This window comes from Chitinophaga dinghuensis (assembly GCF_003259435.1).
GTDB lineage: Bacteria > Bacteroidota > Bacteroidia > Chitinophagales > Chitinophagaceae > Chitinophaga > Chitinophaga dinghuensis.
The window spans coordinates 160,179-178,037 of the sequence record NZ_QLMA01000011.1 but is presented as its reverse complement, the minus strand read 5'-3'; the positions used below and the strand labels follow the sequence as shown (position 1 = coordinate 178,037).

General features: G+C 45.2%; 15 protein-coding genes. 5 read left to right on the top strand and 10 right to left on the bottom strand.

The window, feature by feature from the left end; all coding sequences use genetic code 11:
• Positions 1–32 precede the first annotated feature (32 nt).
• The 8 genes from CLV59_RS27210 to CLV59_RS27175 form a co-directional block, all read right to left on the bottom strand.
• A complete protein-coding gene (locus tag CLV59_RS27210; RefSeq protein WP_111595257.1) occupies positions 33–506 on the bottom strand; it encodes a ribonuclease H-like YkuK family protein in 474 nt (157 codons plus the stop codon).
• Positions 507–671: 165 nt separating this feature from the next.
• Complete coding sequence (locus CLV59_RS27205) at positions 672–1,046, bottom strand: CoA-binding protein (RefSeq protein ID WP_111595256.1); 375 nt, start codon at positions 1,044–1,046, stop codon at positions 672–674.
• An 18-nt stretch (positions 1,047–1,064) separates the two neighbouring features.
• Entirely contained in the window at positions 1,065–2,012 is a 948-nt protein-coding gene (locus CLV59_RS27200; RefSeq protein WP_111595255.1) for a TIGR01777 family oxidoreductase, read from the bottom strand.
• Positions 2,013–2,072: 60 nt separating this feature from the next.
• A complete protein-coding gene (locus CLV59_RS27195) occupies positions 2,073–2,579 on the bottom strand; it encodes a GbsR/MarR family transcriptional regulator (protein ID WP_111595254.1) in 507 nt (168 codons plus the stop codon).
• Positions 2,580–2,811: 232 nt separating this feature from the next.
• A complete protein-coding gene (locus CLV59_RS27190; protein WP_111595253.1) occupies positions 2,812–4,440 on the bottom strand; it encodes a pyruvate dehydrogenase complex dihydrolipoamide acetyltransferase in 1,629 nt (542 codons plus the stop codon).
• 126 nt (positions 4,441–4,566) lie between these two features.
• Positions 4,567–6,450 carry a DNA polymerase III subunit gamma/tau gene (locus tag CLV59_RS27185; protein WP_111595252.1) on the bottom strand — a complete coding sequence of 628 codons (1,884 nt, stop codon included), beginning with the start codon at positions 6,448–6,450 and terminating at the stop codon, positions 4,567–4,569.
• Between the two features lie 114 nt (positions 6,451–6,564).
• Positions 6,565–8,688, bottom strand: a complete 2,124-nt coding sequence (locus CLV59_RS27180; RefSeq protein WP_111595251.1) for a M48 family metalloprotease — start codon at positions 8,686–8,688, stop codon at positions 6,565–6,567.
• 270 nt (positions 8,689–8,958) lie between these two features.
• Entirely contained in the window at positions 8,959–10,122 is a 1,164-nt protein-coding gene (locus CLV59_RS27175) for a hypothetical protein (protein ID WP_111595296.1), read from the bottom strand.
• A 170-nt stretch (positions 10,123–10,292) separates the two neighbouring features.
• Here CLV59_RS27175 and CLV59_RS27170 point away from each other — a divergent pair, with 170 nt between their 5' ends.
• Together CLV59_RS27170 and CLV59_RS27165 are read left to right on the top strand one after the other, a co-directional pair.
• Positions 10,293–10,832, top strand: coding sequence for a hypothetical protein (locus CLV59_RS27170; protein WP_146616334.1), 540 nt, complete (start codon positions 10,293–10,295; stop codon positions 10,830–10,832).
• Positions 10,833–10,841: 9 nt separating this feature from the next.
• Positions 10,842–11,354 carry a GNAT family N-acetyltransferase gene (locus CLV59_RS27165; RefSeq protein WP_111595249.1) on the top strand — a complete coding sequence of 171 codons (513 nt, stop codon included), beginning with the start codon at positions 10,842–10,844 and terminating at the stop codon, positions 11,352–11,354.
• A gap of 51 nt (positions 11,355–11,405) precedes the next feature.
• Here the strand turns inward: CLV59_RS27165 and CLV59_RS29065 are convergent, their stop codons facing one another.
• Complete coding sequence (locus tag CLV59_RS29065; protein ID WP_170137941.1) at positions 11,406–12,815, bottom strand: DUF6600 domain-containing protein; 1,410 nt, start codon at positions 12,813–12,815, stop codon at positions 11,406–11,408.
• Between the two features lie 292 nt (positions 12,816–13,107).
• On the opposite strand from CLV59_RS29065, the gene pnuC reads away from it, so the two are divergent.
• Together pnuC and CLV59_RS27150 are read left to right on the top strand one after the other, a co-directional pair.
• Positions 13,108–13,749: a nicotinamide riboside transporter PnuC gene (gene pnuC, locus CLV59_RS27155; RefSeq protein WP_111595248.1), complete on the top strand. Its 642-nt coding sequence runs from the start codon at positions 13,108–13,110 to the stop codon at positions 13,747–13,749.
• 43 nt (positions 13,750–13,792) lie between these two features.
• Positions 13,793–14,713 carry a DUF4349 domain-containing protein gene (locus tag CLV59_RS27150; protein ID WP_111595247.1) on the top strand — a complete coding sequence of 307 codons (921 nt, stop codon included), beginning with the start codon at positions 13,793–13,795 and terminating at the stop codon, positions 14,711–14,713.
• Positions 14,714–14,762: 49 nt separating this feature from the next.
• Here CLV59_RS27150 and CLV59_RS27145 read toward each other — a convergent pair whose 3' ends face one another.
• The gene (locus CLV59_RS27145; protein WP_111595246.1) at positions 14,763–15,977 is read right to left on the bottom strand and encodes a purple acid phosphatase family protein; all 1,215 of its coding nucleotides are present in this window, start codon (positions 15,975–15,977) and stop codon (positions 14,763–14,765) included.
• 348 nt (positions 15,978–16,325) lie between these two features.
• Between CLV59_RS27145 and atpD the strand changes: the two genes are divergently transcribed.
• The gene (gene atpD / locus CLV59_RS27140) at positions 16,326–17,825 is read left to right on the top strand and encodes a F0F1 ATP synthase subunit beta (RefSeq protein WP_111595245.1); all 1,500 of its coding nucleotides are present in this window, start codon (positions 16,326–16,328) and stop codon (positions 17,823–17,825) included.
• Positions 17,826–17,859: the final 34 nt, after the last annotated feature.

Sequence of the window (17,859 nt, the reverse complement as noted above, 5' to 3'; positions counted from 1 at the left end):
TACTTATTGAAGGAGGTATAATACTACGTAGCTTAATTCACGATTTTATTCGCGCAACTGCTACTGGCAAAGGCTTCCGGCTTAGCTTTAAAGGCAAAACCCATTCCGAGGATATAGCCCATTGCTTCGTGTAAAGCCTGGTTACTCTTAAACTGAGGATTGGTATTGATGTCTGCATGTACTTCCATATCTACATCGTATTCCGTAAACAGGTCGCATAATTCATAAGCAATCTCAATACTTTTAGCTACTTCGACCAGCATACGTTCTTTGATCGTATAGCTTTCTTTCGTTTTGTCGTTGTGGATAAACATGAATCCACCATGACCTTCGCGCAGAAAAACGATAACAGTAGCAAATTCCGTGTCCAGGCCTTTCACCTGTGAATCCGTACCAATACAAACTTTCAGCCGAAAGCCCTTGGCGTTTTCACGGATGATGGCCTGCCGGACCTCCTCCTTGACGGGAAGAGAAATGATCTCTCCATTAAATCTTCTCCATTGCATAAAATGTATATTAAAGGGTGAACAAGCGGTATTAGTAAGTAGTCTGGTGAGATGACAGCCAATCAAAACTATATAGCCTATCTATGGGTTAACGTACCGAATATACGAAATGACATCGGTTAAAAAGCGCAGGTAGAAGGATTTAAGGAAAAAATATCAGGCAAATTAATACTGCCCGGTGCTCAACAACACCAATGTACAAGCCTCCTGTGGCTGAATCCCATTTTTAATAGCCAATGCTTTCAACACTTCATTCTCTGTTCCCGGGTTGAAAATAATTCGCTTCGGATGCAATTGCAGAATGTAATCATAATAGCTTTCCTGCAGTTTTGGATTCATATATAAGGTGACGGTGTCCACATTTTCCAGTGCCGGATGCTCCTTGATGACCCGTGTCTCCCCAATATTTGCTTCCCTGTTACCTATTGCCACCACAGGATGCCCATGGGCAGTAAGCCGGTTGACAGCCAGATAGCTGTAACGTTCAGGATTTGGGGAGGCGCCAAGTACTACGGTCAGTTTCTTTTCTGTGCTTTCCATACATTAAATTTACAAAATTCAGAACAAGTGCCAGGCTTTCCGGGGCATACGCGCCAGGATATCCGCCATGGCCGCTTCCAATTGAGGATACTTAAACTGGTAGCCCAGCTGCAATGCCCTGGTAGGTAATACCCACCTGCTTTTTAATAATAGCTCAGTTTCTGTGCCAATCAATGCAGCGCCTACTTCCAGCAGCCAGGCTGGCGCAGGTAACCCGACAACATGACCGGCTTTCTGCCTCAGGGTACGCATAAATTCCCTATTCGTTACAGGATGAGGAGCGGTACAGTTGAACACGCCATCTAGGTCTGGCCTACTTTCCAGCCATTCAATCATACCCGCTATATCTGCTACATGCACCCAGGAATATCGCTGCCTGCCACTGCCCTGATGCCCGCCCAAAGCCCATTTCACGAGGTTGCAGTACGGCTGCATCACGCCTCCGGGTTGCCAACCCAAACTCACAGCTGTACGCAGAATGACTTTTCGTGTATGCGGTAACGTTATATCATTAAATGTTTTCTCCCAGCGTTTGCAAACCCTTACAGAAAAATCATCGGCCATCTCTCCGTTGAATTCATCCATGGGCCTGTCTTCCGCATGCCTGTAAATAGTTGCAGAGGCCGCGTTTACCCATAATTTCGGCGGGTTTTGCAGTTGTTGCACCGCTGCTCCCAAAGCCTTTGTGGAAAAGGTACGGCTATCGAATATTTCCTGTTGGTTGGCAGGAGTATATCTGCAATTCACACTGCGTCCGCTGAGGTTTACCAATACATCAGCGTGCTCCAATTCCGCTACCCAACTGCCTGTTGTACGGCCGTCCCAAGGTACCCATTTGGCTTTGACCTCTGCCGCTGGAGCCGTTCTTGAAATTATAATTATTTGATTATCAGCTCCCCAGAGCTCTGTTAAACTCCTACCTAAAAATCCGCTGCCGCCGGCAAGTACTATTTTTTTATTTTTCATAATTGTGGTATTGTAAATTCGGAAATTTCAGAAAATATTGAAAGAATACTGCAAAAAAAATTACTTGATGAGTTTCAGCAGGCTGCTGTAGAACCAGGATTCTTCTGATTTAATAAAGGCGCTGATAGTTCTGTCTGTTTGTTGGGCAAACTTGTTAATATTCTGAATGGAATCTTTAAAAGCCTTCAGTTCCTTGTCTTTAGGGTCGCCTTCTGCCTGCTGCAGTTGTTGCAGTACTTTCATGATGGGATCCAGCTCGCGCTTTTTGCGCTCGCGGGCAATATAAGTGGCTACTTTCCAGATATCTTTTTCTGCAACAAAGAATTCCTTCCTTTCCCCAGGAATCAACACCCGCTCTACGAGTCCCCAATTGATGAGCTCGCGTACGTTCATATTGGTATTTCCGCGGGAAATATTCAGCTCTGCCATGATATCATCCGCACTCAACGGATCAGGTTTTACCAGCAACAACGCATGGATCTGCGCCATAGTACGGTTAATACCCCACTGTGCACCGAGTGATCCCCAGGTTTGAATAAACTGCGCTTTTGCTTCTTCCAGATTCATTTTGCAGGCTCTTTTTGTTGCGTTTTATGTATATAGGTTGCAGGCAAATGTAAACCAAGTTTTTGAACTTTCAAAAGTTAATGAAAAAATATAACCTCGTCCCACGCAACCGGCGGGACGACGAATCTCCCTACTCCGAAGCCCTGGGAGTGAAGCTGTCAGGGCTAAAACACAAAAAAAACGGCTGCGTATAGATACGCAGCCGTTCATATATAAGAGTATTAATCTTCGATTATACCAACATAGTCACTGGATTCTCCAGGTAACCTTTCAGGGTAGCCAGGAAACGTGCGCCTACAGCACCATCCACGCTTCTGTGGTCGCAGCTGAGGGTCAGTTTCATGATGTTAGCAATTTTCACCTGACCTTTTTCCACGATAGCAGTTTCTTTGATACCACCAACAGCCAGGATTGCAGAATCCGGAGGATTGATGATAGCAGTGAACTCGTCTATACCCAGCATACCCAGGTTAGAGATGGTGAAGGTATTACCAGTGAAGTCCTGTGGTTGCAATTTCTTGTTTTTAGCTTTGTCGTACAGACCTTTCGCTTCACCAGCAATCTGGCTCAGGGATTTCTGATCTGCAAAACGAATAACAGGAACGATCAGACCGTCTTCAATAGCTACGGCAGAACCGATGTGCACATGTTGGTTATGACGGATGAAATCTCCCATCCAGCTTGCATTTACATCAGGATGTTGTTTCAGTGCCAGGGCAGAAGCCTTGATCACCATATCATTGAAGGAGATCTTAACAGGAGATACCTCGTTGATAGCTTTGCGGGCTTCCATCGCTTTATCCATGTTAACATCGATCTTCAGATAGAAGTGAGGTGCAGTGAATTTGCTTTCGCTCAGACGTTTTGCAATCACTTTACGCATCTGTGTCAGCGGCGTATCAGTGTAGCTTTCCTGACCTGCAACATATGAAGCGGCAGCAGCTGGAGCAGCAGCGCTGGTAGTAGCAGGAGCAGCTGAAGGTTTGAAGTTATCCACATCCGCTTTGATAACACGACCACCGTCGCCGGAGCCTGAAACCTGCGCAATATCAATACCTTTTTCAGCAGCAATCTTTTTAGCCAGTGGAGACGCTTTTACACGACCATCAGCAGATACGGCAGCAACTGGAGCAGCTGTAGTAGCGGCAGCAGCAACTGGTGCAGAGGCGCCCGCAGCAGGAGCAGCAGCGGCAGGTGCAGCAGTACCACCACCTTGTTCAGCAGCCAGAATAGCATCTACATTAGTGCCTGGCTTACCAACAATGGCGATAATACCATTTACTTTTGCAGCATCACCCTCTTTCACACCTACATATAACAAAGTACCATCCGCATAACCGATTACTTCCATTGTAGCTTTATCGGTTTCTACTTCAGCTAGTACATCATCACTCTTAACAGTGTCGCCTACTTTTTTATTCCAGGCAACTATTTTACCTTCTGTCATGGTATCGCTCAACAGCGGCATACGGATAACAGTAGCATTTTTCAGCGCTTCTTTAACTGCAGCATCATCAGCAGCAGAAACAGCAGGAGCGGCGGCCGGAGCTGGCGCCGGTGCAGCTTCTTTCGCTGGAGCAGCAGCACTGCTTCCACCTTCCAGTAAGCCTTTATAATCTTCGCCTGGTTTACCCACAATGGCTATGATTCCATTTACCTTCGCTGCTTTCCCTTTCTCAACACCAATGTACAACAGGGTTCCTTCTACGTAACCCATTACTTCCATTGTTGCTTTGTCCGTTTCCACTTCAGCAATAACATCGTCTGCTTTTACGGTATCGCCCACCTTTTTATGCCATTCCGCAATCACCCCTTCCGTCATTGTATCACTCAAAAGGGGCATTCTGATAACTTCTGCCATAGTGTTTATTCAAAATTTTGTTCAAACCTACATGTTTTTGCGCAAAAACGCAAAGAAGGAATTTCAAACGGTTTAAAAATATCTATAGTTTCTAAATATAATATTATACGTAACCAACCCGGATTTCTAGAAATCCAGTTCCATGTTCAACCGGTCCTTTAATTCTTTCACCAAAGGATATTGTTCGCTCATCTGTTGGAACTGCTCCCGGCTGGATAATGGAGCCGGCCCAATATCCTGGGTTTGCTGACTCTCATCCAACTGCAAAGTCAGAATGATGGCGGGATTGTTGAACTTCTGCTTGAAGAACTCGGATATAATCAGCTTCTCCTCTTCCATGAATCGGAACTGCACGATATTCCGACTCACAATACCTATTTCATCTGCTGCCAGTATTTTCAGTTGTGCCAACTGCAGATTACTCACTACCGTCATTTTATTGGCCTGACGATACCGGTCAATAAATTCTTCCCAGTATACTTCAATAGCACCAGCGGTAAGTGGCTTTGTCTCCTGGGCAACAGTTGTCTGTTGTTTGGCTGCCAGCGCCTCTTTCATCGCTGCCAGTCCTGTCAGTTTGCCTCCGCCTGCAGATCCTGTTGCCGGAGCAGCCGCTGCCGCTGTTGGAACTGGCGCCGGAGTAGGCTTAGGTGTAGGAGCCGGTGCTGGTACTGTTTGTACAGGAGCTGCTTGGTGTATAGGTGATTGTACCGGTACAGACTGCTCTGCTTTTACGACAGGAGCGGCTGCGGGTACTTCTTGCTGTATAGTGGATGCTGTAGCAGGTTTCTCTGTGATGCTCTTCGCAGTCACCGGCTGTGCTGCCGGAGCACGGAGCTTCTGCGGCGCACTGCCATCAGGTACTAATTTTTTTTTTGCTACCTCTCCGGTATTATCATCACTGACAAGTGTTACTGCCTGTTGCAGGAAGCAAAGCTTAATCAACGCCATCTCCACATGCAAACGCTTATTGCGGGCCAGACGATAGTTGATCTCTGTTTCATTTAACAGGTTCAGAGCGGATATCAGGTAGGCAGGACTTACCTTTCCTGCCAGTTGCTTATACCTGTCCTTCAGATTTCCAGATACCTCTACCAGATGCATGGCTTTCTCTTCCTTGCACAGCAACAGGTTTCGGAGGAATTCTGCCCAGCCTCCCAGGAAATTATCTCCCTCAAATCCTTTCTGTAATACCTCATCAAATAACAGCAATGCAGCTGCTACATCCTGGGTCAATACATGATCCATTACCCGGAAATAATAATCATAATCCAGGATATTCAGGTGCTCCAGCGTATTTTGGTAGGTGAGATGCCCCGCTGTGAAACTGACAATTTTATCCAGGGTACTAAGGGAGTCACGCATACAACCATCGGTCTTCTGCGCTACCAGATGCAAGGCATCTGTTTCCGCCTCAATACTTTCTTTGCGGCAGATTTCCTGCAGGTGATCTACCGTGTCCTGTATAGTGATGCGTTTAAAATCAAAGATCTGACAACGACTCAGAATCGTAGGCAGAATTTTATGTTTTTCGGTAGTAGCCAGGATAAAGATCGCATAGGAAGGCGGCTCTTCCAGCGTTTTCAGGAAGGCGTTGAATGCCGAAGAACTCAACATGTGCACCTCGTCTATGATATAGATCTTATATTTTCCTGCCTGTGGCGCAAAACGTACCTGCTCTACCAGGGTACGGATATCATCTACCGAGTTGTTGGATGCAGCATCCAACTCGTGTATATTAAAGGAACTACCCTCATTAAAAGATTTACAGGAATGACATTCATTACATGCCTCCCCGTCTGGCTGTAGATTTTCACAGTTGATGGTCTTCGCCAGGATACGGGCACAGGTGGTTTTTCCCACCCCCCTCGGTCCACAAAAGAGAAATGCATGCGCTAACTGATGATTGCGGATGGCATTCTTTAGTGTGGTGGTAATATGTGCTTGCCCAACAACTGTTGAAAAGTTTTGTGGACGGTATTTACGGGCTGAAACGATAAAATTCTCCATAGACTGCTACGCATTCGCGAGCGCCGAAAATACGAATAACATTCCGAGATTTATTTTTTTGCGCGCGCTGAAGTTGATATTATATTATTATCAATTGTTTATGCAGATGCAAATTTAGTTATTTATGGTGTACTTGTGGTCGATCTGAACTATTAATTCCAGGTAAGTTTTTTTCTTCAGGATGATACAGTTGTTCAGGTATTCCATCAGGGAATTGCTGATATCATGCAGGTCTTTGATACTATTATAATCCGGTATGCCTTCCCGGAGAAAATCACAGTCATGCTGCCGGAAATGCTCAATTTTCTCGGAAATATCTTCCGGCAGGTTATTTTTTATGAACGGATGGGCAATGATATGCAGCAATAATTTCTGGAATTCACGGGCATCATCGGAGAGCGCTTCAAAAAAAGGATAGGCCGTTTCCAAGGTATAGCCGCTGTTACTGAAAACGATACTTATACTGTGGATAACCCGAATTACCAGGTCGCTCAGCCGGATGGCATCCCGCTGATGATTCAAAATGGTTTGATAACCGTCCACCATTTCCTGCGCCATCCCAGGGTCCAGTGTCAGCGCCTGTGTATAGTGATACCTACAGGCAAGAATATCATTGGCAGCAAGCCATTGTTGCTCATTTTCTACCTGTACCTGGAGTCGCTGTGCCAGCCGTTCTGCTTTATTGGCCCGGTAACGCTTTCCGTCAAACTCAAACTGGGGCGTTTGTAGCTGCTGCAGGGCAATTGCCTGCAAGGTCTCTGTATCCTGGTAATCCCGGTAATAGGTACGCATACGTAACACTACATCCGGATGATACAACGTTCCAAAGCTGATCTCCGATAGTTCCCCGGCACTCATTGGCCGCAATAGCGTGATATCCGTATTCGTAAATGCCCGGTTATCGTAATAATTATTAAATGCCTTAGGAAATTCGAATATGCGGTGTCTTTTTTCCAGATCATGGATATAATCATTGGCTGAAATCCAGCTGCATTCACAGGCCTCCAATGTTAATATATCATACACCCTGGCTGTAACCTGCTCCTGGAGCGCTTCGGCACTGCTGAAAAGCTGCCAGGCACTATTCTGGGTCTGTTCTTTCACCACCGCCGCCTGTCGGAATCGTTGTACCCTGGCGTCTGTAGTGGGATGTACGGCCCAGTCGGTCCGCAATTGAACGCGACTCCTCAGATGTATTTTATTATAGGAACCCGCCACAATGGGGAGACCTTCATTATCCAAACTGGCATAGTTCTGCATGGTATAATAACCAATGAGATTACGCTGTACTTTATAAATATTCCGGAACCTTAGTTTCGCTTCATACAGCTCAGGCATCTTGTGCATACAGTGATCCATACAATAACTGCCAATATCCGCACGGCGAATAGCGCTCAAAGCTGCGGCAGTACCCGCAGCGTGAACAGCGATATCATCTGCTCGCAGGGCTATCTCCTGACTTACCTGCTGGTATGCCCGGTGAATTAACCTGTATGCCCGACGCAGCAACAACTGAATCGAATGGATGATACTACAGGTAATATGTATGAAGAATCCCGGAATACTGCCACTGTGCCGGTGATGCGCGAGGTCGTTCCAGTTCTCATTCTCATATAGCATCTGATGTAACATCTTATTGGTGCTATAGATATAACTTCCCAGTTGCCTGCTGCCACCGGAAAAATGACCAAATTCATGCGCCAGCAACATCCGGAACTCACTGATATTGACACTATTCACCAATCCCAGCCCAATCTCCAGGTTTTTCCTGACAGGCCAGAATAAATGAAAGAAGCTGGCATTATAAAACAACGCTGTATTCATATCCGGAACTACGAATATCTTCTTAGGAAACCGGACATGCGTCTCCCTAACCAGCTGTTGTAAAAATGCTAGTAACCCCGGATGATCCTTCAGATCTATTTGTGTGCGATACGGATTTACAGACTGATTGCGATGAAGCAGGAATTTCGCTAAAAAATACAGAATACTACAACCCAGAATGATGAGGGCTATTCCTGGAATGGCCGACAATACGGTGCCGTAATAGTGCATAAGCATTACTCCGCCTGCAATGCAACTTGCTGCAAGCCCTATCGCAGTGAATACTAATACCACGTACAGAAAAAGAAACAAAATGATATAGCCCAACACTTTTATCAATTGCTGCCTGACGGTAAACGTGGTTGCACGGACCTCAGTCGTATCAATCCTGGAGTCCTGGTTCAAGTTGGTCATAACAATTCATCAGGTTAAATACGATGGTTACCGGATTAGGGATTTATTAATAGACACAATTCTGCCTGGAAATGTTGAAAAAAAGGAGCCTCATATGAATATATGAGTAGTTGTAACCTAATGCTGTGGCTGGTTTAGGAGGATTATGGCGTGAAATATTTTTTTATTTTATGTGTCGTTTTTTTGGGAAACCAGGGTCAAATAAAAAGCATCAGTATTATGTAAGACTACATATTACTGATGCTTTTATATATAAATTATCATTATTTGTTATTCCAGGATCGGATGACGCTCAAAAGGTGCGTTCGGGTCAAACATGTATCGATAGGTGGTCAGCATACGGGTAGGATGTGCGCCCAGGCCCTCTGCCACATTGATCATTTTAGGGTTGAAGTCGCCCACCCATTGCATTTCATAATCATCGTAACCCGAATTATCCTGGATAACCTTGGCCCCTTCAATGATGAGGTAAGCATCGGCGCCTTTTCCCTGCCATTCCGGAACAATTCCGAAAAGGATACCCACAAATTTCTTACAACTGCCTGTCATCTTCATCCAGAGGAAGGATAATTTCTGGAGCAGTCCGAATTTACCATGGAAATGCTTTAAATACTGGTTCAGATCCGGGAGATTCAGCCAGCAGCCGACTGGTTCATCTTTATAGTAAATAAACCAGGATAGCTTTTCATCCAGCAGTGGTTTCATCTGCTTGAAGATGGTATAAGCCTGCGCTTCATTCATATCCTTACCACCGGCATGTTTAGCCCATGCTTTGTTGTATACCACACAAAAATCATGTGCATACCGTTTCAGGTCATTCTTGCGGATATGCTCTGAGCGGAAGTTCGGATCTTTTGCGAGGGCAGCATGACGGTTGAAAAACTTAGGTTGCAGCTGATCCCGTACTTTCATACCATAGCAAATCTGGTTGAAATAAAGACGGAAACCATATGTTTCCAGCAGTTGCTTGTAATAAGGCGGATTAAAGTTCATCCCATACAGCGGCTCATGAAATCCTTCCGTGAGTAATCCCCACCAGTTATTCCGCTCGCCGAAATTGATAGGGCCATCCATAGCGCCCATCCCTCTCTCCTGTAACCATTGCTTCGCCGTATCCAGCAGTAAATTAGCCGTCTGCTGATCATTGATACAATCGAAAAATCCCATCCCGCCTACTTTGCAGGTGTCGCCTTTGTTCCGATATTTTTTATTGACAAAAGCTGCAATTCTTCCAATCAGCTTTCCGTTATTATCTTGTAATATCCAACGGATACATGTGCCGTGTCTGAATGCCTTGTTGTGGGCAGGATCAAATACGCCATTTATATCCTTATCCAGCGGACGTATCCAACCAGGAACGTCTTTGTTTAGTTGTACGTGTACATCCAGAAACTGCCTTGCCTTAATGTCGTTATCAACAATTATCAATTCCATAGGGAGTATTTGTGCAAATGTAATAAAAAAGCTATCTGATACCCGATGCTGGGCTACTGGCATCATTTTTTCAGGATATGGTCCATATGAAACAACAGTATATTATACCCTCGGTACTGCTGCTACTCACTATTCTGCTGAGTTTAGGATACTGTCAACAGCAAAAACACGTGAGAAGGATTCTCGCAGAAAACGAACGACTGCACAATGAAAACCGCGACCTGAGAAAAAGTCTCGAACAATCAGGTTTGATAGCCCAACAAATTTCAGATCGCAAAGATATGCAGCAGCGGGTAAATGCCCAATTTGTAGACAGACGCGCTTACTTCCGTAAAAATTGGCAGCAATTTATCACCGTATCTGTCAACGATTACCGTACCGGCCTGTTTGGCGGTATTAAAAATTTGAATATCACTGTGCGTAACCAAACGGACTATCCGCTGGAAAATGTGGTCGTGTCTCTCCAATATCTCAAAAACAATAATGAGGTTTTCAAAACGGAACAGTATACCATCAAGCGTATTCCCGCACAAGGGCAACAGTCGCTCCCCGCTTCCAATAGCCGCAAAGGTAGCAAGGCCGTGGTTAAACTGTTAAGTATTACCAGTCAGGCAATGAATTTCTGCTGGTCGGTGGATAAAGCCGTCGCTCCTGGAAACCCGGACCCATATGCCTGTGCGCCTGCATCATCTCCGGCTCAGAATCAGTAACTTAGAGGTATGATACAGTTACAACCAAGTATGCAGCCTTCGGCAGAAGTAAAGGCCTTATTTGACGAAGCTTTCCCATTGGCCGAACGCCGGCCATGGCCCAGGCAACTCCAGTTACTGGCAGACAGGAAACTGCAGTTAGTGGAATTAAGAAAGGAGGGGGCATTTGCCGGATTTGTCTTCTATTGGTGGCTGCCATCATTTTCTTTTATCGAATATATCGCCATTGCACCTGCCGCCAGGGGCGGTGGGGCCGGCTCTTATGTGATGCAACTCATGGCAGATAAACTGGGGGCTATTGTGCTGGAAGTAGAACCGCCGGATACGGAACAGGCTATACGAAGAATTCATTTCTATGAGCGACTCGGATACCAAACTTTTCCGGATGTATATGAGCAACCGCCGCATCATCCGGGGCATGGGCCATTGCCGCTCCGGCTGATGTACCTGCATCTCCCTACAGATCTAACATTCGAGACGATTAAACAAACACTTTACAAAGAAGTATACCAGATTACATAAAAAAAGATCCGCGTACTGCGGATCTTTTTTTATGTAATCTTTGAATAAACCTTATTCACCACGTTTTGGACGATCGCCGCCATTGTTAGCCGGCTGTTGTTGTGGTTGTTGATGCATCACACGTTGTGGCCTTGGCTGTTGTTGCTGATGTTGTTGCTGTTGTTGCTGGCGCTGCATCTGTTGTTGTTGTGTCCTTTGCTGTTGAACCTGTTGCTGTTGCTGCTGACGCTGTACACGTTGTTGCTGTTGCTGTTGTTGTTGCTGCTGTTGCCTTTGTTGTTGAATCTGCTGCTGTTGCTGTTGTTCTCTTTGTATACGTTGTTGCTGCTGTTGCTGCTGTTGTTGCTGTTGCTGTTGCCTTTGTTGTTGAATCTGTTGTTGTTGCTGTTGTTCCCTCTGGACACGCTGTTGCTGTTGAATCTGTTGTTGCTGCTGCTGTTGCTGTTGTTGTTGCTGTTGAATCTGATCCCTGTTTATACGATTACCTTGGTTATTATTCAATCCTCCGTTCACAGGCTGGTTATTATTATTATTGCCTGGTTCAACGCGGGAAGGTCTGTTGCTGTTATTGCCCGGATAGGTGTTACCATTGTTATTATTGCCTCCAGGTACTACGCGCCCACCGTTATTATTGTTATTCCCTGGATTATTATTGTTGTTATTGCCTGGCGTAACCCTGCCACCGTTGTTATTATTATTATTAAAACGGTTAGCATCTTGGTCCCGGCCACGTTGCAGTGCGTTAGCATCCGGACGATAAATTCTCAGCTGGTTATTATTCACAGAGCCGGCGCCTGGCGTGTTGGTATTTGAAATCCTCACTGGTCTGATGTTATTATCAGCCACTGGTCCGCGATTGACCCTGTTGTTATTATAAATAGTGGTGTTATTGATGATCGTAGTATTATTGATAATAGTAGTGTTTCTGCTGTTATCAACATAATAGTTCCGGATATGTGGATTATTAATATACCTTCTGTTTACGAATGTCCAGTTAGCAGAGATAGCAATTCCGCCACCAGGAGCCATTGGCGCCCATCCGTAATAGTCTCCACCAGATCTCCAGTCTACCCATGCAGGAGCCCATTCGTATCCGGGGATCCACATCCAGCCATACATTCTGTCAAACATCCAGCGGCCGTAGTGGAATGGAGCCCAGCCCCATGAATAATCAGATACCCAGGTCCATCCGTAGTCGGTATATACCCAGTGACCACCGGAAGAATAAGGTTGGAAATCCGGACCCGCATTAGGAATCCATACCTGGCTGTAGCCTGGATAACTTGTCCATCGGCCATAAGGACTTAAGGCATCATAGAAAGATACGGAACCACTCACCTGCAGACCTGACCCATATCCGCTGTTATAATCGCCAGAAGCATAATAAGTACTGGCGCAGCTAGTCAGGAACATGGATATGGTAAGAACCGGGATAAGTGAACTTTTTATAAACATTTTCATACTCCTGTATTTTGTGATTGTCGCTGTGATTTAGACGGTAAAAATGGGGCAAGGTCTAAAAGGCAGTATCGAATCTTTTAATTAAATTTTGTTAAAGGAATGCTAATGCTTTTTGAGGGTTTAGCATCGCTCTGAAACAGTAATTACAAAAAAGAGACCAAGTTTTTATTGAGATATTAGGGAGATGAATGTCAGCTAGTTACAGCCATTTTTTTGTTCAAATATTTAAAATTATAGTTATTAAGCTGAAATTCTATTTCACTCAATTTGGATGATGCATTAATATTGCGCGATGAACGAATTTTTTAGCATACATCATATCTTTTTCACGGCATTGGGATACGATGTCAGTTATATTGAATTTATAGGCACATTTACCGGTTTATTATGTGTTTGGCTGGCGGCGCGGGATCATATTCTTACCTGGCCGGTAGGGTTGGTAAATGTGAGTTGTTTTTTTGTACTCTTCTGGCAGTTGCAACTCTATGCAGATATGTTTCTGCAGATATATTTCTTTGCTACCGGCGTCTATGGCTGGATATTCTGGTTCAGGAAGCAGCCGGAAAATGAGCCGGTCTATGCCTTGAAAGTTTCCACCAGGTGGCTGTTGGGTGCACTTAGTATCATACTCACTGCCTGCACCGGTTTCGTGATCTCTAATCTGCATAACTGGTTCCCTGCCGTATTTGAGCATCCTGCAGCCTGGCCTTATACCGATTCATTTGTAGCAGTACTGAGCATTTTTGCCAATATTCTGTTGGCAAAGCGTATCTGGGAAAACTGGTTGTTATGGGTGACAGTGGATATAGTAGCCACTGTGATCTATTTTCAGAAAAATGTACGTTTTCTTGGTGTGGAATATTTCATTTTACTCATCATAGCAACGATGGGGTTGATCAAGTGGGTAAAGACTTACCAAAAGCAAGTCAACTAATTATTTAAGTAAATATTTCCGTCATTCTTAAACCTTCTATTTTATGTCAACCTTTACCCGCAAGGACGTGAAACGTCTGCTGCTAGCCTGTGTCTGTATTTTTGTACTGATGTTCGGACTCCGATTAATATATGGTTATTTATATGTAGGCGCTGGAAATTATGAAGGCGGTGGGTCCCGTGGTATGTTCGAATTTGGTCAGAGCCAGAAGAACTATGCTTCCGCCTCTTATAAAATGAAGAAAGACATAGCTGTATCTAAGAATGCTGCTCCTGTGATAGTGCCTAATGCGCCTCCGCCGCCTCCAGGGGCTAGTCAGAAATACGAGAAAATTGCCCGTGTAGAAACAAAAACGAGCGATTATAGTCAGGATGAAGCGAAAGTATATCAGTTGATAGATAGTTCCGCTTCAGTGATTCAGTATGAGAATAAAACGGGTAATCCGGGTAGTCGGGAAATGCAATTATTGATAGGAGTGGTGCCGGAGAAGTTTGATTCCTTTTACCAGGCAGTGCAACGTATAGGCGTGGTCGTAGTACGGGAAGTAACGAAAACTGACAAGACCAATGAATATAGTAAACTCAATGCCCAAAAGGTGTCCCTGGAAAAGTCGCTGGCCTCTCTCAATGAATTGAAGAAGCAACCAGGGAAAATAGAAGATTTCATCTCCCTACATAAGAAAATTTATGAAACGGAAACTGAACTGCAAAACCTGGGGGTGGAGCTGGGAAGCTTTGATTCTGTGAATGAATTCTGTACTGTGCAGTTGTATTTGTATGAATCGAAGAAGGCGGCAACGCATACCATTCATTTTACGACGCGACTGGTAAGAGCGTTGGAATGGACGATCAAGTATTATGCAATTTTCATTGTGTCGGTTGCAGCTACGCTGATAGCATCTATTATACTGTTGCAGATGATCATCATAGTAAGGCGCTTAATGAATACGCCTCCTAAAAGCTAGATACTTGTAAGTTGTCCCTGCACAGTATGCAGGGACAACTTTTTTCTTTCTATACTTTATATTCTCCCACCACAGTACCATCATCTCCCAGCATGGTAAGTACCAGCTGTTGTTGATCTGCTTTCACTTTAATCAGGGTACGTTTACCATCTTTCGGGCCTCCGCCGATAATCAGGGGATAGTTGTGTTTCCCTTGTTCCGGCGGATGTACGCCATAGGTATGTGTGTGGCCGCAGATGAGGATATCGATTTTATATTTATTGAACAGTCCCCCGAAGAGCTCCCGGCAATGCACGGTGCCATGCCATTCTCCGCCATGGTAGTGCGGAATATGCATCATCACAACTTTATGTTTAGCCTTCTTATAGGCGGGCGATTGCAGTTGTTTTTCCAGCCATGCTGCCTGTTCCTGGCGATAGGTGTCGAAATCCACGATGCCGGCATATACCGGGTGGGTATCTTCCTTATCTTCTCCAGTATCCAGCACTATGGCGAAAACGGGGCCCCAGGTAAAAGAGAAATAGTTGTTTCTGCCAGGATTCTCGAAATACTGATGCCATTCCCGGGCGTATTTGCCGCGGGTTTCATGGTTGCCGCGAACGTAGAGGAAAGGCGTTTGTGTGGAGAAAGTATCGCCGCAGGCGGTGAGCATATGATCGATGATCTGTTGTTCATCGGCTTGGTAGTCGAATACATCCCCGTTGAAGAAGACGAAATCGTACGGAGAGGTACCATTGAGTTTCATCAGGTGGGGAATGGATTCGGGGCGGTCGTGGATATCGTTGATCATCACCCAGGAGACTTCTTTTGCCTGCGGATTGGGAGCAGTAAAGGTATAGGCGTCGCTGGAGAGGGTTTCGCCGTAGGTCAGTTTGTAGGGTTGGAAATCGGTGATTTCCTTTGAAAAGACCTTATAGGTATATTTTTTTCCTGGTTCCAGGTTGTCCAGCGCAATTTTATGTAGTCGGTTATTGGCGTCTACGAGTCCATGGTGTACGGAATGCGCTTTCTGGGAGGGTTTTCCTTCTTCGGCGTATTCTACCCAGCTATAGCAGGGTTTGGAGGTCAGCCACATCACGGAGATGGTATTGGGGGCTGGATACTGGAGATAAGGTTTACAGAGGAACCTATGGGTGTTGGTTGGGTCTGTAGGGGCCAGGGCGGTGGCGCTGGCGATGGTTGGTAAGCCCGTGAGGCCAAGGAGTCCTGCTTTGGAGAGGTTGCCCAGGAATTTCCTCCGGGATTGTTCACTGTGTTTTTTCATATTGTGTTATTGTGTAATAATATATGAAGAACGACAAAATACGAACCTGGGTGGATGGATTATTAAATTTTTTATGAGTGGGAGAGGGGGAAATGAGAAATTTTTGGCGGGATATTATGAATTATATTATTTGTTAATATTATAGATTGGATGGTCAATTGAGGGGGGAATGGTAGTGTATAAATGTAAAAGGGTTTGAAAAAGCCGATTTAAACCTTTATTTTTCCATGGTCGTGTTTTGATTTTCATGCATTTCCTCTTACCTTTGCGCCAAATTTTGGAACTGAAGCTACGTGCTTTTGGTTTTGAGGAAATAACTTTTAGTATTTTATAAACCTCTTTAGAAATATGCCTAACACAGGTAAGATCAAACAAATTATCGGTCCCGTGGTGGACGTGCACTTTGAAAACAAATTGCCCGAAATCTACAACGCATTGGAAATCACCCGCGAAAACGGCCAAAAAGTAGTATTGGAAGTACAACAGCACCTGGGTGAGGATAGCGTTCGTTGCGTGGCAATGGACTCCACTGACGGTATGGTTCGCGGAATGGAAGTTGTGGATAAAGGCGCGCCTATTAAAATGCCAGTTGGTGATCAGGTTAAAGGACGTTTGTTCAATGTGGTAGGTGAAGCGATCGACGGTCTGGGTCAGATTGACACATCCAATGGTTATTCCATCCACCGTCAGCCTCCTAAATTTGAGGACCTGGCAACTGAAACAGAAGTACTGTTCACTGGTATTAAAGTAATCGATCTGATCGAGCCATATGCAAAAGGTGGTAAGATTGGTTTGTTCGGTGGTGCTGGTGTGGGTAAAACCGTATTGATTCAGGAGCTGATCAACAACATTGCGAAAGCACACGAAGGTTTGTCCGTATTTGCTGGTGTGGGTGAGCGTACACGTGAAGGTAATGACCTGATGCGTGAGATGATCGAGGCAAACATCGTTAAGTATGGCGATAAATTTAAAGAATCCATGGAGCACGGTGACTGGGATGTTACCGCTGTGGATAAAGAACTGCTGAAAAATTCTCAGGCGACTTTCGTATTCGGACAGATGAACGAGCCTCCAGGTGCGCGTGCACGTGTGGCTTTATCTGGTCTGACCCTGGCTGAATATTTCCGTGATGGAGATGGTTCTGCAGGCGGTGGTCGTGATATCCTGTTCTTCGTAGATAACATCTTCCGTTTCACTCAGGCTGGTTCTGAGGTATCTGCACTGTTAGGTCGTATGCCTTCAGCGGTAGGTTACCAACCAACCCTGGCTACAGAGATGGGTCTGATGCAAGAGCGTATTACTTCAACTAAAAACGGTTCAATCACTTCCGTACAGGCGGTTTACGTACCTGCGGATGACTTGACTGACCCGGCTCCGGCGACTACCTTCTCCCACTTGGATGCTACCACCGTATTGGATCGTAAAATCTCCGATCTTGGTATCTACCCTGCTGTGAGCCCGCTGGATTCAACTTCCCGTATCCTGACTCCTGCTATCGTTGGTGAAGCGCACTACAACTGTGCTCAACGTGTGAAAATGATTCTGCAACGCTATAAAGAGCTGCAAGATATCATCGCGATCCTGGGTATGGACGAGCTGAGCGACGAGGACAAACTGACAGTATCCCGTGCACGTCGTGTACAACGTTTCCTGTCTCAGCCTTTCCACGTAGCAGAACAATTTACCGGTCTGAAAGGTGTACTGGTACCAATCGAAGAAACTATCCGTGGTTTCAACATGATCATGGACGGTGAAGTAGATGAGTATCCTGAAGCTTCGTTCAACCTGGTAGGTAACATCGATGATGCTATCGCAAAAGGTAAAAAATTACTGGAACAAGCTAAATAATTATAGCTGATAATCCCCGCCACAGCGGGGATTA